We start from the raw sequence: 15,635 nt of genomic DNA on the forward strand, positions 1-15,635 counted from the left end.
CCCAGCCTGCCAGCTACTCGCCACCACAACACGCCAAATCTGAATTTTGAGCCACAAGCTGTTCTCGAAAATAGCACTAAATGCTAACGGCGAAAAACACATGAACGTACTAATAATTTCAGAAAAGAGTACTTTATTTGACTAACTTTCATCCTTGACATTGTGGTGGTACATAACGCCGCAATAAACGGCGCGAAATGCTTGGCTAAACTAAGCGAGGCACGAGCGCGAGCCAAGCGTTACGCGTCCGATTGATTGTTTTGTTATGTAATTTACCTTACTTTACTGAGGGTTGATTAAAAGCTAAACCCAGAAAGTATACGTACTGAACCTGCCTGCAACTCGCCACCACAACACGCTGAATCTGAATTTTGAGCCGCTAATTGTTCTTGAAAAAAGCACCAAATACTAACGGCGAAAAACACGTGAACGTGCAGATAAATTCAGAAAAGAGTGCTTGCTTTGATTGATTTTCATCCTTGACTTTGTGGTGGTACATAACGCCGCAATAAGCGGCAAGTAATGCTTGGCTAAACTAAGCGAGGAACGAGCGCGAGCCAAGCGTTACGCGTCCGTTTGATTGTTTTGTTATGTAATTTTTCTTACTTTACCGAAAGTTAGATTAACAGCTAAACCTAGAAAGTATACGTACCTAACCTGCCAGCAACTCGCCACCACAACACACTAAATCCGAATTTTGAGCCGCCAATTGTTCTAGAAAATAAAGCTAATTACAATCGGCGAAAAACACATGAACGTGCGATTAAATTTAGAATAGGGCGCTTGATTTGATTAACCTTCATCCTTGAAATTGTGGTGGTACATAACGCCCTGTTAATGGGCAAAATATAGTTGGCTAAAATTAAGCGACGAAGGAGCAAAAGCCAACTGTATTTTGTCCTTGTTAAACAGCTTGTTAGGTATACTTTACTGCCAATGTGCCTTTACGTAAATAATGCTGTTTTCTTGTTTGGTGATGTAATTTGACTTACCACTTTTATACGGGATATCTGACAATGAATATTTAGCGCCACTGTTTGTAACGACCGTCAGGTTAATCGTTCCTGTTTCACTTGGGACAACAAACGTTAATGTTTGCTTATTTACTGGTGGAAACTCAAGTTTAGGATTAACAAAATCTAGAGTAGAGTCCTCGATATTCAAGGTAATTCTTTGAATTTCGTTATTATTAAATCCACTAAACATTAAACGAAAGCGATCATCTTTTTCGTCAGAAATGAAAAAATTAATAACGAAAACAACAACCAGTGTTAAGAGCACACCTATAAAAAACTCTTTTTTCGGTGGTACGCCTTGCTCGGATTTCATTGGTATACCTAACGCCGCCATATGGGGCGCACAAATGCTTGGCTAAAATCAGCGACGAAGGAGCGCAAGCCAAGCGTTTTGCGTCCCTGCCATAATGGCCTTGTTAGGTTCATAACCTCTAAGGCCAATGCCTACAACTTTGTGGATTACCGCCTTCATCATGGCCCCAGCTTTTTATTACGTATGTTTCGGGATCTACTACTAGGTAAAATTTACATTTTCCGATCCATTCTTTGTGTCCACGCATCTCATTTTTGTTGTAAAAGTTTGGGAGAACCTCAGCATCAAACCAATGTTGAATAATGTCACCGTTTTCATTGACTGAGGTGTGAGTAAAGCCTTCTCCTGCTACTAAATAATCAGCACGAATAAGCTCACCTGCATTCTCAAACCTATGGGGCTCCATCCGCCAAGCTTTTTTCCCAATTAATTTGTCTTGAAATTCTGCCCAAGGTTCATAGCCGACAGCACAGCCAGATAAAAAATAAATGATGAAAAAGGCTGCAAAAAGATGAATGTTATTCATATATGTCCTTAGCACCACGGCTGGATAATTTGGGTGAACCTAACGCCCGCATAACGGGCAAAAAATTGTTGGCTATAATCAGCGACGAAGGAGCAAAAGCCAACAGTTTTTTGTCCCTGTTAATGCGCTTGTTAGGCTTTGATCTTACTATCAAGTTTTTGAATCTCAAGCACAACTTTTGAAGTTAAGTGCTTGCAAAGCTCTATTTCCCGATCAAGTGATTTATCTGTTGGGTGAGAGTAGTTGATTACAGGAATAAAAACCTTTGACTCGCTGCCATTAGTCGCTAAATAAACCTCTCCTTGCTCATAAACACTACTATCCGAATGAGCTACATATTTGTTTCTGGTTTTTATAATGTTTAGGTGAGTCTTATAAAACATAGATTCATTTTGAAAATAATTTTTGGGTTTTAAAGACAGCCCACGTTCATTGCCTGAAGCAAAACACTTTCCATATTTAATAACAAAGGCATCATATATAGGTTTTGCTATTTCTGATTCTTGGCAGCTTTTGAGTAAATGTAGATATTCAAAACAAGAAGACAAGTCTCTAACTATGTACTCCAAAGCTAATCTTCTCTTTGCAATTTTTCCTGTAACTTCTTGATGTTGGCATTTTTTACCATCATAGAAAGTGGTGTATGTTATTTCGGAAGAATCAGGGCAAATGTTGGATTTTATGCTGAATTTACTCATATGCTCCATAAAAGCCTAACGCCGCAATAAACGGCAAGTAATGCTTGGCTAAAATCCGCGAGGCACGAGCGCGAGCCAAGCGTTACGCGTCCGATTGATTGTTTTGTTATGTAATTTTTCTTACTTTACATTGGGTTGGGTTAAAAGCCAACCTTAGAAAGTATTTGAACCCAGCCTGCCAGCTACTTGCCACCACAACACACAAAGCCTGAATTTTGAGCCGCAAACTGTTCTTGAAAAAAGCACTAAATACTATCGGCGAAAAACACATGAACGTGCTTATAAATTCTGAAAAAAGCGCTTGATTTGACTAGCTTTCATCCTTGGCATTGTGGTGGTACATAACGCCCAAATAACGGGCTTAAAATTGTGGGCTAAACTTGAGCGAAGCGAAAAGAGCCCGCAGTTTTAAGTCCCAGTTAATTTGCTTGTTATGTAATTTACCTTACTTTACGGAGAGTTAGAATAAAAGCTAAACCTAGAAAGTATACGTACTGAACCTGCCAGCCACTCGCCACCACAACACACAGAATCTGAATTTTGAGCCGCAAACTGTTCTCGAAAAAAGCACTAAATGCTAACGGCGAAAAACGCATGAACGCGCGAATAAATTCAGAAAAGGGCGCTTGAATTTATTAACATTCATCCTTGAAATTGTGGTGGTACATAACGCCGCAATAAACGGCAAGTAATGCTTGGCTAAACTAAGCGAGGCACGAGCGCGAGCCAAGCGTTACGCGTCCGTTTGATTGTTTTGTTATGTAATTTTTCTTACTTTACTGAGGTTTGGATTAAAAGCCAAACTTAGAAAGTATTTGAACCCAACCTGCCAGCTACCCGCCACCACAACACACTAAATCTGAATTTTGAGCCGCTAATTGTTCTTGGAAAAAAGCACAAAATACTAACGGCGAAAAACACATGAATGTGCAGATAAATTCAGAAAAGAGTGCTTTCTTTGATTAATTTTCATCCTTGAATTTGTGGTGGTACATAACGCTTTAGTTAAACGGCTTGTAATGATTGGCTGGTGTTTTTGCGTCTTTTGCAAAAACCGAGACAAGCGTTACAAGTCCGGTTGAACTTTTTGTTAGGAAATTTTAGCTTGGTTTACTGAAGGTTGGGTTAAAAGCCAAACTCAGAAAGTATACGTACCGAACCAGCCAGCTACTCGCCACCACAACACGCTAAATTTGAATTTTGAGCCGCAAGCTGTTCTTGAAAAAAAGCTAAACGCTAACGGCGAAAAACACATGAACGTGCAAATAAATTCAGGATAGGGCGCTTGATTGGAATAACTTTCATCCTTGAAATTGTGGTGGTACCTAACGCTTAAAATAAACGGCTAAAAATGCTTGGCTATCATAGGGAGCGCAGCGAACCAAGCCAAGCGTTTTTAGTCCGATTAATTTTCTGGTTATGTATTCTATCTGAGGCCATCGATACTTACCAAAAAAACTAATGTTTGTAGAAGAGGCGGAGGAAACAACAACCCTCACGCCCACAGTACTCGATGCTTGCCTTTTGAGCCAAACGCCAAAACTTGAATTAGCGATAAGCCCTAACCTACTTGGAACCCATACCAGAAACTACATATTAAGCCGCAAGAAAAATCTAATTTTTGCGACAAAACCAATGCTCGAAAGCAACAATACCTGAATGAGCGGCAACTACAAGATTAGACTGGCGAAAAACACATTGGCTGACTTTATTTTAGCTTGCTAAGCACTCCAGGTTATAATTTTGAGCCATGCTCCAATAGTTGATTTAGCGACAAGCTACTAACTGCTGACAAACACCCTACCCAAACAAGCGTTAGCTCCCAAACTGAACAGGCGAAAAACTCACTTTTGGCGGTACTTGCCACAAATCTATCAGTAACAAAGATTGAAACTCGCTCGATCTTGAGAAAAACCACTAAACTAGCAGTTTATCGAACGCTGACTTTGTGGGTGTACATAACGCCCCATTCAGGGGCTTTTTATTGTTGGCTAAAATAACGAACGCAGTGAGGAAAGCCAACTGTAAAAAGTCCCGCACTGCAATGGCTTGTTATGTGTATTTACTATAAACGCTATCAATCTTATCAAACAACTGTTTGTATAAAGATTTATCAATTGTTTCTATAGTAAAACCCTCAACTTCGATTAATGTTTTAGTGAATTTTTCTGAAGTTTTAGGAGGGAATTTAATTAACCTAGATTTTACGTTGGGCGGAAGGCAAAAACCTAAATCGACACAAACCTGATCTAATAGTTTTTCAACTTCTTTTTCGATTGGATTCATACTTCCCTATACACATAACGCCCGCTTAACAGGCAAATAATTAGCTTAGCTAAAATTAGGAGCGCAGCGACGGGAGCTAAGCTTTATTTGTCCCGTTGAAGCGCTTGTTATATGCCAGTTAGTCTTGAGTTTCAAACTCGAAGCCACCAAATTTTTTAGCGACCATATTATAAGCCCAGCAGAATATACGCTGCATAAAGTAAAACATTACACCGTAAAATAAAGGAGCCAAAGCAAAAAATAGAAACGGAAAGCTTGGGAATGGTTCACCATTGTTAGTTTCCATTTCTGGTGCCATAAAAAACATAAATAATGAGATAAAGCTTAATGGCAACATTAAAATCGCAAAAGTGAGTGCAAACACTTTACTTGTTTGGTGACCAGAGATATTTGTAATTTGAACCTTCATGGTAAACGGATTTTCCTTGGCATATAACGCCGCAATAAGCGGCAAGTGATGCTTGGCTAAAATCGGCGAGGAACGAGCACGAGCCAAGCGTTACGCGTCCGTTTGATTGTTTTGTTATGTAATTTTTCTTACTTTACATTAGGTTAGGTTAAAAGCCAAACCTAGAAAGTATACGTACCCAGCCTGCCAGCTACTCGCCACCACAACACGCTGAATCTGAATTTTGAGCCGCTAATTGTTCTTGAAAAAACACTAAACGCGAACGGCGAAAAACACATGAACGTGCTGATAAATTCAGAAAATGGCGCATGCTTTGATTAATTTTCATCCTTGACTATGTGGTGGTACATAACGCCCCAATAAGAGGCTGATAAATGCTTGGCTAAACTTGTGTAGCGAAGCGGAACCGAGCCAAGCTTTAGCAGTCCCGCACTTAATTGGCTTGTTAGGTTACCTGTTCAACGGAATTTGCAGTAACTTTACCAACAAGTACATTACCTTCAAAAACAAGCCATTGGCAATTAGGCTTAAAATAAGAAACTTTTTGTTTAGAACAAATAACATGAATTTCGGATGCTACGGTCTTATTAGGAAAGCATTCTCCATTTTCGAATTCAACGAACCCGATGAAAAAATCTTTTTGACCCTCGAATTGGTGGTTAGGTCGATAAGCGGCACTTCCAAGTGAACGTCTTGGATTTTTAGCACAGCTAAAAAGCTGAAACTTTCCTTTTACGCTGAGTTCTATTAATTCATCCATGTGCTTTGGTAACCTAACGCCGCAATAAACGGCAAGTAATGCTTGGCTAAACTAAGCGAGGCACGAGCGCGAGCCAAGCGTTACGCGTCCGTTTGATTGTTTTGTTATGTAATTTTTCTTACTTTACTGAGGTTTGGATTAAAAGCCAAACTTAGAAAGTATTTGAACCCAACCTGCCAGCTACCCGCCACCACAACACACTAAATCTGAATTTTGAGCCGCTAATTGTTCTTGGAAAAAAGCACAAAATACTAACGGCGAAAAACACATGAATGTGCAGATAAATTCAGAAAAGAGTGCTTTCTTTGATTAATTTTCATCCTTGAATTTGTGGTGGTACATAACGCCGCAATAAGCGGCTAAAAAGGCTTGGCTATAATTAGTGAGGAACGAACTAAGCCAAGCTTTTTTAGTCCGCACTTGATTGCTTTGTTATGTATCACATTAAGTCAAAGCAAGAATCTTTATCACCCTCAAGCCATTTAAATACTGATTCAGTTGCCGTTTTCCACTTAGTTGAATCATTAAGCAAATAAACCTTTATATTAGTTGGGCAAGATTCTGTTTTTTGTAGCTCGATAAGTTGAAGAAAACCACCTGCAACTGGGTTAATGTGTTCGACTGATATTTTGGCAGATGTTCTATCTTTGGAAATTAAACCTTCAATACGATCTTCACTAGATAACGCCATATAAGAACCTGCTGCTGGAACGATTGTACCTTCAGAGCCGCCATGACAACGAGCTGTATTTTGAGCAATGATTTCAAATGCTTCAAATAATTCTGTTTGGGCGCACTTAGATTCGATTTTATAGTGGTTTGTTCTTAACTCTTGCTCCGATTTAGGAAGAGAAACACAGCCTGCTAAAAGAACGAAAAGAACAACAAGATTTAATTTTTTCAACACATTCCTCCGTGATACATAACAATTTATTATCTGACAAAATGTCCAATTTTCTAACGCCATTTTGTCCAATAATCTTCTTAATAATTTTAAACCATACCCTAAGCATATAATTTTACATAGTAATTCCCCTAGAATATTTTTATCTCGGACGAAATTGGACAAAATGTCCGCGATCCTGCAATTTTGATAAATCCAGCTAAACTGTATATAAATACAGCTTTTGGTTTTTATCTTATTGAAGGAACAATAATGAAATCGCCGTTTTTAACTTCTATTCACGATTACATGTATCAGCGCCGATACGCAAAACGCACCATTGCTAGCTACCTTAAAGTGATCGCTGATTTTATTCGGTTCCATGATTTTGCCCATCCCCAAGATTTACATGACAGGGAGGTTGAGTCGTTTCTTACTCACATTGTTATTAACAGGAATGTTGCCCCTAAAACACAAGCTTTAGCGCTGAATGCATTGAGTTTTTTATACCGCGAAATTTTTGTAAACCCGCTTGGCGTAGAGCTCACATTTGTGAAAAGTCAACGGCAAACCAAACTGCCAGTGGTGTTAACTAAGGGTGAAGTTAAACAGCTAATGAGTTTCATTCCTGCAAAACATCATTTATTGGTGAGTTTGCTTTATGGCAGTGGACTGCGTTTAATGGAGGCGGTGAGGCTAAGAGTCATTGACGTCGATATCGATTATCGTTGTTTGCGTATTTTCAATGGCAAAGGCGGTAAACATAGAGTGGTTACCTTAGCGCCTGAATTAATTCCCAAAATTACCGCGCAAATTGAACAAGTGAAATATTTGTTGTCGTGTGACGTTGAAAAAAATCACTATGATGGTGTTTGGCTTCCACACCGTTTACGTGACAAATATAGTGGTGCAAACAAAACTTTGATTTGGCAGTATGTTTTTCCCGCAAGCAGGCTAAGTACTGATCCTGAAAGTGGGTTACTTAGAAGGCATCATATCAATGAAAAGCAGATCCAACGAACGATAAAGCAAGCCAGCGCAAATGCGCATATAGACAAACACGTGACGCCACATACATTGCGACATTCTTTTGCTACGCATTTATTACAATCAGGTGCCGATATTCGCACGGTTCAAGATCAACTCGGGCACAGTGATGTGAAAACAACACAAATTTACACCCACATATTGCAGCAAGGCGCCAATGGGGTAAGAAGCCCTCTGTCTGACCTATAGAAATCTGATTTACAAAAGCCCTGACTTACAAAATCAGTCAAAAAAAGCCGCTCAACAGCCCATACAATAGGCAGTTTAGCGGCTTTTAATTCAGCTACTTGGGCAGTAAAGAATTATTTGCTTTGCGAAGCTAAGTATTCGTCGTAAGTGCCAGCAAAGTCGGTATAACCATCGGCTGTGATTTCGATAATACGCGTCGCTAAGCTCGAAACAAACTCACGGTCATGTGATACGAAAACTAAAGAGCCTTCGAACTGCTCTAATGCCATGTTCAGTGATTCAATGGATTCCATATCTAAGTGGTTGGTCGGTTCGTCCATTACCAGAATATTTGGCTTTTGCATCATTAGCTTACCAAATAGCATGCGACCTTGTTCACCACCAGATAGCACTTTCACTGACTTTTTAATATCGTCAGCAGAAAACAACATACGACCTAGGAAGCCGCGAATGGTTTGTTCGTCGTCACCTTCTTTACGCCACTGGCTCATCCAGTCGAACAAGTTCATGTCTTGTTCAAATTCGTGAGCGTGATCTTGCGCGTAGTAACCTATGTTGTGGTTTTCTGACCATTTCACTTCACCCGAATCTGGGGTTAACTCGCTCATTAAGGTGCGTAAGAACGTGGTTTTACCGACACCGTTCTCACCAATAACCGCAATGCGCTCGCCTACTTCTGCCATTAAGTTGATGTTTTTTAGCACGTGTAAATCGTCGAAACTTTTGTTTAAGCCTTCAATTTCAATCACGTTTCTGAACAAGGGCTTTTCTTGTTCAAAGCGAATGAATGGGTTAACTCGGCTCGAGGCTTTTACTTCATCTAATTGAATTTTATCAATTTGCTTAGCACGAGAAGTGGCTTGTTTCGCTTTAGAGGCGTTAGCTGAGAAGCGCGCCACGAACGTTTTCAATTCAGCAATTTGTGCTTGTTTTTTCGCGTTGTCGGCAAGAAGGCGAGCACGAGCTTGAGTTGCTGCCAGCATGTATTCGTCGTAGTTACCTGGGTAAACACGCAGTTCACCGTAGTCCAAATCTGCCATGTGGGTACACACTGAGTTTAAGAAGTGACGGTCATGGGAAATAATGATCATGGTTGAGTCACGCTCGTTTAACGTGTCTTCAAGCCATTTGATGGTGTGAATGTCCAAGTTGTTGGTTGGCTCGTCGAGCAGCAGAATATCAGGATCAGAAAATAGTGCCTGTGCCAATAGCACACGTAGCTTCCAACCGGGCGCTACTTCACTCATTTTGCCGTAGTGCTGCTCGGTTGGAATACCTACGCCGAGCAGTAATTCACCCGCGCGGCTTTCTGCACTGTAGCCGTCCATTTCAGCGTAAAGTGATTCTAAATCGCCAACGCGCATGCCGTCTTCTTCACTCATTTCAGGCAGGGCGTATATGCGATCGCGCTCTTCTTTTACTGCCCATAATTCGGTGTGACCCATGATCACAGTATCGACTACCGAATAGTCTTCAAACGCGAACTGGTCTTGGCGAAGCTTACCAATGCGATCGTTTTGATCTAGGCTGATATTGCCGCCCGTTGGCTCTAAATCGCTACCTAAAATTTTCATAAAGGTCGATTTACCGCAGCCATTGGCACCAATTAAACCATAGCGGTTACCGTTACCAAATTTTTGAGAAATGTTTTCAAACAGTGGCTTAGCGCCAAACTGTTGGGTGATATTATTTGCAATTAGCACGTGATATTTTCCTTAGTGGAGCGATTAGTAAAATAAGCTAGCGCTCGCGATTTATTTAATTTTTAAATTTACACTTTCGTCAGCACGTTAACAGACAGGCTTGCGCACACCTTCGCTAGCGCTAACGTGGTTTGTTCTTATTCTTGCTGTTGTTTTTGTTTGCAGCTGGCTTGTTACCAGAGAATTTTGGCCTTGACTGCTTGCGCTTATCAGCAGGGCGCTTTTTAGCGCCTGAGCCTGATTTTTCGGCGTCATTTTGCCTATCAGCAAATTGATTATCGCTAAAGCGTGTTAAGCCTTGTTTGCCCTTTTTACTTGAAGCACCTGATGAGCGTCTGACGCCTTCGCCTTTTTTAAAGCCTTGGGCGTTGTTTTTACCTTTACCACCTTTTTTGTGGTGCTGATAACTGCCTTCTTGTTTGCTTTGGGCTGGCACTAAGCAGCCGGGTTTATTACCAATGAGTTTGGCTAGCCCCATTTTGGTTAATGCCTCACGAATAAGTGGCCAGTTGTTTGGATCGTGATAGCGTAAAATGGCTTTGTGTAAGCGGCGCTGGCGCCCACCTTTAGGCACAGGCACGGTTTCACTGTTTTTTCTGACGTTGCGCAGTGAATCAATTTCCGTGTGATACAAGGTCGTGGCATTCGCTAGTGGTGAAGGGTAGAAGTTTTGTACCTGATCTAGCTTAAAGTCGTTTTCTTTTAGCCACAGCGCCAAATTCACCATGTCGATATCTTTGGTGCCCGGGTGCGCAGAAATAAAATACGGGATCAGGTATTGTTTTTTACCCGCTGCCTTCGAGTAATGATCGAATAGCTCTTTAAAACGATAATAACTGCCCATGCCGGGCTTCATCATTTTATTCAGTGGCCCTTCTTCAGTATGCTCTGGCGCTATTTTCAAATAACCACCGACATGATGCTCGGCCAGTTCTTTGACATAAGCCGGGTCTTCAACGGCTAAGTCATAGCGCACACCTGAGGCAATCAGTACTTTTTTAATGCCTTTTACATTGCGTGCTTTGCGGTAAAGGTTAATCGTTGGCGTGTGATCTGTATCTAAATGACCACAAATGGTAGGCCACACACAACTTGGCTTTCGGCATGTCGCTTCCGCTTTCGGGCTTTTACAGCGCAGCTGGTACATGTTGGCAGTTGGGCCGCCTAAATCAGAAATTACCCCAGTAAAGCCCGGTACTTTTTCTTTAATATCTTCAATTTCTTGTAAAATCGACTCTTCTGAGCGAGATTGAATAATACGGCCTTCGTGCTCGGTAATTGAGCAGAAGGTACAACCGCCGAAACAGCCGCGCATAATGTTAATCGAGGTTTTGATCATATCGTACGCGGGTATTTTCGCCTTACCGTAAGTCGGGTGAGGTACACGCTGATACGGTAAGCCAAATACGCCGTCCATTTCCGCTTCTGATAACGGGTAAGCGGGTGGATTTAACCAAATAATGCGGTCGGCATGTTTTTGCACAAGCGGTTTCGCACTGCCGGGGTTTACCTCTTGGTGGAAAATCCGTGATGCATGGGCGTAAAGCGTTTTGTTATCACGCACTTGTTCAAATGTAGGCAAGTTAATGTAAGTGGTTTCCCATGGCTTACTTTTCTTTTCCCATGTTTTATTTCGGTACTGTGTGTTTCGATACTCGGCTATCTGAATGGGTTGCGCCGCTTTGGTGATATCTTTTTCTGGCTCAACTGTTTGCACTTGAGTTTTAGCTGAATCACACGTTTCACTGGCAGTGGTGTCAATGTATGGGCTTGGAATGGGGTCAATTTTGCCCGGTTTATCAATTGAGCGAGAATCGATACCTTTCCAGCCGGGTAAGGCATGTTTGGCTAAAAATGCGGTGCCGCGCACGTCAGTAATGGTGTCAATTGGTTCGCCTTTTGCGATACGGTGGCTTACTTCCACCAACGGGCGCTCGGCGTTGCCGTAAATTAAAATATCGGCTTTGGCATCAAATAAAATTGAGCGGCGAACTTTTTCTGACCAGTAGTCATAATGGGCAATACGGCGCAGGCTGGCTTCAATACCGCCAAGCACTACGGGCACGTCTTTGTAGGCTTCTTTACAGCGCTGTGAATACACAAGAGTGGCGCGGTCGGGGCGTTTGCCCCCTTCGTTGTTCGGTGTGTAGGCATCGTCATGGCGCAAACGTCGCTCAGCGGTGTAGCGATTGATCATTGAATCCATATTGCCAGCGGTCACGCCAAAATACAGATTAGGTTTACCTAGCTGCATAAAGGCATCTTTCGAGTGCCAGTCTGGTTGGGCAATGATGCCCACGCGAAAGCCCTGTGATTCCAACATACGGCCAATCACCGCCATGCCAAAGCTTGGATGATCAACGTAAGCATCACCAGTAATGAGAATAATGTCGCAGCTGTCCCAGCCAAGTTCGTCCATTTCTGCACGCGACATCGGCAAAAACGGCGCCGTGCCATAGCATTCTGCCCAGTACTTTGGGTATTCAAACAAGGTGGTTTTCGGCAATGGAATCATTAAATTGGCCTAATCAATCGATGTTAAACGTAATTTCTTTAAACATAGTTTCTACACAGTCAGTGTATAGCCTCGCATCTGGTGTGCGCCAAATTGCGGGCGCGCGATTATAACAAAATATTGGAGCGGTGTTTAGCGACAACTTTTTTACACAATTCGATCACCGCCCAAATTGATACTAAGCTTTGTTTTAGTTAGCAATTTTTTAACAAACCCAGTTGTACTAACTGTAATTGCATCTAATAACATTTGGTTTACATTTTCTTGGTGGTAAAAATCATGTATTTTATGTCGCCTTTACAACAACACTAGGCGTTTAAAAAGCTTTAAATAAGCGTTAAACAGCAGGAATAATGCCTTTATCATGTACAGTACTTATATCGCAAGACAAGCTATTTTAGACCGCAATGCCAATACCATAGGTTACGAATTACTCTTTCGCGATAGTTCGAAAAACGAATTTCCTATTGTGGATCCCGATGTGGCGAGCGCTAAGCTTATTATTCAAAACCACATTCATGGTGATATTGAAGCGATAACAATGGGGAAAGTGGCGTTTATTAATTTTACCCAAGAGTGCTTAGTCCATAAGTTCCCCCTGTTGTTTGATCCAAAATCGATAGTGATAGAGGTCGCTGAGCAAGAAAATAACGCTGAGCGCCTACTCAAACTAGTGAAATCGTACCATCAGCGTGGCTATCAACTGGCATTAACGGCGTATGATACAGGCCGTAAGTGGGACGCATTTTTTCCCTACCTAGCATATATCAAAGTCGATATAGACGTTATTAACCCCAAGCGTTTATTTAGCGTGAGCGAGCGACTAAAGCCGTACGATATTAAGTTGGTGGCGGAGAAAGTGGAAAGTAATCTGCAGCTCTTATCATTGGTAGAAGTTGGATTTAACTATTATCAGGGCTACTTTTATCACGAACCTGAAATTATTGAGGGGCAAACCCTAGCACCTGTAAAAGCACAAATGGTGAGTTTGATGAACGAGGCATTCAAATCGCCAATGGATTTTGATGCTATCGCGCGGGTGATAAGTCAAGATGTGCAATTGAGTGTTGGCCTGTTAAAAATGGTGAACAATGTAGCAACTGGCACGCGTGTTGAAATTACCTCGTTAAAACAAGCCGCTGCTTATTTAGGTGAAGAAAAATTACGCCAATTTGTGTCAATTTTGGCATTGTCCAAAATGACGACAGAAAAAACCCAAGAAGCAGCAAAGCAGGCATTAGTGACGGCTAAATTGATGGAAGCGATTGCTGGCCAAGGGATGTTTGTGCAAATTAAAGAATTGGCCTTTATTACCGGCTTGCTGAGCTCTATTGATGTTGTGTTAGGTCAGCCGATTAGTGAAGTGGTTAGGCAAATTCCATTGGCAAAACCAATCGAACTGGCGCTACTGGGCAATGACGGTTTGTTAGGGGAACTGCTAACCTTAACGACGAGTTACATACTGGGTAATAGCGAAGAAATTAACAGTTTAATTGATACCTATATGCTTGACGCTCAAATAATCCATCAGGACTTTGTTGCAGCAAGTAAGTGGTGCCAATCATTAACGGCGTAATGTGAACTGTCTATTGCTAACGAAGAAATAACAAATACGCTAACTGGTTGCAAAACCAGCGAGTTTTAAAGTGCTATCGCCGTTTGTCTTGTGAATAAATAAAAGGTTTGCTCCAATACTTGCCTATTATTCAATCAAGGCTTGTTTCTGATATGTCTTACTGAGCTTAAACGGCCTCGGTATTGTTTATTATGCTGATACTTTCCGCGCAAGGCGTTCACGCTAGCCCACTGTCTACTTTGCCGAATTTATATACTAAGTACGAAACGCTTGGATTGACGATTTTATCGGCTCAGATATATTGATGCATCACACCTTAGCGTAAAGCGGCGACGTTCAACGCTTTCAAATCGCGAGCTGTTGAGTGAGCTGTCATACCGTTCAAGCTGTTATCCCTACTAACTCGGCTGTCGCGGCCGAAACGCAGCCATGAGTGATAATTCATCTCATATCAGCAGGGCCGGTGATGCAATTTTAGGCGGTTATACTCAGCATTGATGCGCTAGTGATGACAATTTCCCATTGCCTGATATGATAGCGTGACTTTACTTTTTACTTCTGTGTTGATTTTGCGTCAGTTTTTTCGGGCATTGCACTCCTTTCGAGCACCAGCTTATCAAGCGTTATACAGCCTAGTGGCTATTTTTATTTGTTTGGCGTTGGGATACCTTACCTGCGCCTTTTTCTCTATTCTACCTGCCAGTTTATATGGCATGTGCTACCTCGCACTTGGGCTGCACTTTAATTGGCTAGACGCTCAGCGCATTGGGCAAACCGTAAGTTTTATTTTGAAGCACATCGGGGTTTGTTTTGTGCCCGCAGGCGTTGGCATCATGAATTATTTTGGCCTACTTAAAGCGAGTGGCTGGCAATTGTTATTGTTTACCATTGTCTCAACCTTGGCATTGATGGTGTTGGTTGGTTGGAGCTATCAACGAGTGACGCAAAAACCGACACCCAAAGTCACGAAAAAAGCGACACAATTAAGCACCGAGCAAACGCCACATGACTAGTTTTTTAATTGCAGAATTTCTTGTTTATTGCTTACTCACGTTACTGATTTATCAGTGTTTTGCTAAATTTCAACAAAAAACACAGTTAATTTGGTTAAACCCTATGGTGATGTCGATGTTAGTCATCATCCCATTGTTGCTGTACGCCGATATTGGTTACGCGCAATATTATCAACATACCCAGTTTTATAGCTTTTTACTGGAACCTGCGGTGGTTGCCCTGGGGTTTCCTTTATACCAGCAGCTACAAGTGATCAAAAAGCAGTTTAAGCAAGTGGTGTTGGTGCTAAGTGGCGCCATTGGTTTGATGTTTTGCGCAAACTTTTCAATGGCTTATTGGTTGTTTAACAAAACTGACGTGGCGGTGTCTTTGTCTTTAAAGTCGGTAACAACGCCGATTGGTTTAGCCTTAACCGATGAACTTCACGGCGTGGCGGCGATCACTGCGGTTGGGATTATTGTGGCTGGCGTTGTTGGGGCGGCACTTGGGCCTAAGTTACTATCATTGTGCGGTGTTGATTGTAAAAAATCGCAAGGGCTTGCTATTGGTTGCGCGAGCCACGCATTAGGCACCGCCAGCATTACATCGATCAGTTACGACCATGGCGCATTTGCTTCACTCGCGTTAATTTTATCGGCATTTTTAACCGCTGTTTTTAGCCCCTTGTTAACGCCTGTGCTGCTGCAAATATTGATGTAAG

The 15,635-nt window shown here is 41.8% G+C and carries 13 protein-coding genes; 4 read left to right on the forward strand and 9 right to left on the reverse strand.

Annotation, left to right across the window (positions count from 1 at the left end):
- Positions 1-927: 927 nt before the first annotated feature.
- From DXX93_RS08940 to DXX93_RS08970, 7 genes are all read right to left on the reverse strand, one after another.
- Positions 928-1,329, reverse strand: a complete 402-nt coding sequence (locus DXX93_RS08940) for a hypothetical protein (RefSeq protein ID WP_147302665.1) — start codon at positions 1,327-1,329, stop codon at positions 928-930.
- A gap of 118 nt (positions 1,330-1,447) precedes the next feature.
- Entirely contained in the window at positions 1,448-1,855 is a 408-nt protein-coding gene (locus tag DXX93_RS08945) for a hypothetical protein (protein WP_116007799.1), read from the reverse strand.
- Between the two features lie 131 nt (positions 1,856-1,986).
- Complete coding sequence (locus tag DXX93_RS08950) at positions 1,987-2,553, reverse strand: hypothetical protein (RefSeq protein ID WP_147302666.1); 567 nt, start codon at positions 2,551-2,553, stop codon at positions 1,987-1,989.
- Positions 2,554-4,605: 2,052 nt separating this feature from the next.
- Positions 4,606-4,839, reverse strand: a complete 234-nt coding sequence (locus tag DXX93_RS08955) for a hypothetical protein (protein ID WP_116007801.1) — start codon at positions 4,837-4,839, stop codon at positions 4,606-4,608.
- Between the two features lie 118 nt (positions 4,840-4,957).
- Positions 4,958-5,248 (reverse strand): hypothetical protein, encoded by a 291-nt coding sequence (locus tag DXX93_RS08960; protein WP_147302667.1) that lies wholly within the window; start codon positions 5,246-5,248, stop codon positions 4,958-4,960.
- 445 nt (positions 5,249-5,693) lie between these two features.
- On the reverse strand, positions 5,694-6,008 hold the full coding sequence (locus DXX93_RS08965) for a hypothetical protein (RefSeq protein ID WP_116007803.1): 315 nt from the start codon (positions 6,006-6,008) through the stop codon (positions 5,694-5,696).
- A 439-nt stretch (positions 6,009-6,447) separates the two neighbouring features.
- Entirely contained in the window at positions 6,448-6,912 is a 465-nt protein-coding gene (locus tag DXX93_RS08970) for a hypothetical protein (RefSeq protein ID WP_116007804.1), read from the reverse strand.
- A gap of 252 nt (positions 6,913-7,164) precedes the next feature.
- Here DXX93_RS08970 and DXX93_RS08975 point away from each other — a divergent pair, with 252 nt between their 5' ends.
- Entirely contained in the window at positions 7,165-8,127 is a 963-nt protein-coding gene (locus DXX93_RS08975; RefSeq protein WP_116007805.1) for an integron integrase, read from the forward strand.
- A 113-nt stretch (positions 8,128-8,240) separates the two neighbouring features.
- On the opposite strand, the gene DXX93_RS08980 is transcribed toward DXX93_RS08975, so the two are convergent.
- Both DXX93_RS08980 and DXX93_RS08985 read right to left on the reverse strand, forming a co-directional pair.
- Complete coding sequence (locus tag DXX93_RS08980; RefSeq protein ID WP_116007806.1) at positions 8,241-9,830, reverse strand: ABC-F family ATPase; 1,590 nt, start codon at positions 9,828-9,830, stop codon at positions 8,241-8,243.
- A gap of 121 nt (positions 9,831-9,951) precedes the next feature.
- Positions 9,952-12,345 carry a YgiQ family radical SAM protein gene (locus DXX93_RS08985; protein ID WP_116007807.1) on the reverse strand — a complete coding sequence of 798 codons (2,394 nt, stop codon included), beginning with the start codon at positions 12,343-12,345 and terminating at the stop codon, positions 9,952-9,954.
- A gap of 364 nt (positions 12,346-12,709) precedes the next feature.
- On the opposite strand from DXX93_RS08985, the gene DXX93_RS08990 reads away from it, so the two are divergent.
- The 3 genes from DXX93_RS08990 to DXX93_RS09000 all read left to right on the forward strand — a co-directional run bounded on the left by DXX93_RS08990 (position 12,710) and on the right by DXX93_RS09000 (position 15,634).
- Entirely contained in the window at positions 12,710-13,921 is a 1,212-nt protein-coding gene (locus DXX93_RS08990; protein ID WP_116007808.1) for an EAL and HDOD domain-containing protein, read from the forward strand.
- Positions 13,922-14,460: 539 nt separating this feature from the next.
- On the forward strand, positions 14,461-14,934 hold the full coding sequence (locus tag DXX93_RS08995) for a CidA/LrgA family protein (RefSeq protein WP_181902175.1): 474 nt from the start codon (positions 14,461-14,463) through the stop codon (positions 14,932-14,934).
- Positions 14,927-15,634 (forward strand): LrgB family protein, encoded by a 708-nt coding sequence (locus DXX93_RS09000; protein ID WP_116007810.1) that lies wholly within the window; start codon positions 14,927-14,929, stop codon positions 15,632-15,634. Before DXX93_RS08995 ends, DXX93_RS09000 begins: the two co-directional genes overlap by 8 nt.
- Position 15,635: the final 1 nt, after the last annotated feature.

Source organism: Thalassotalea euphylliae, assembly GCF_003390335.1.
GTDB lineage: Bacteria > Pseudomonadota > Gammaproteobacteria > Enterobacterales > Alteromonadaceae > Thalassotalea_F > Thalassotalea_F euphylliae_B.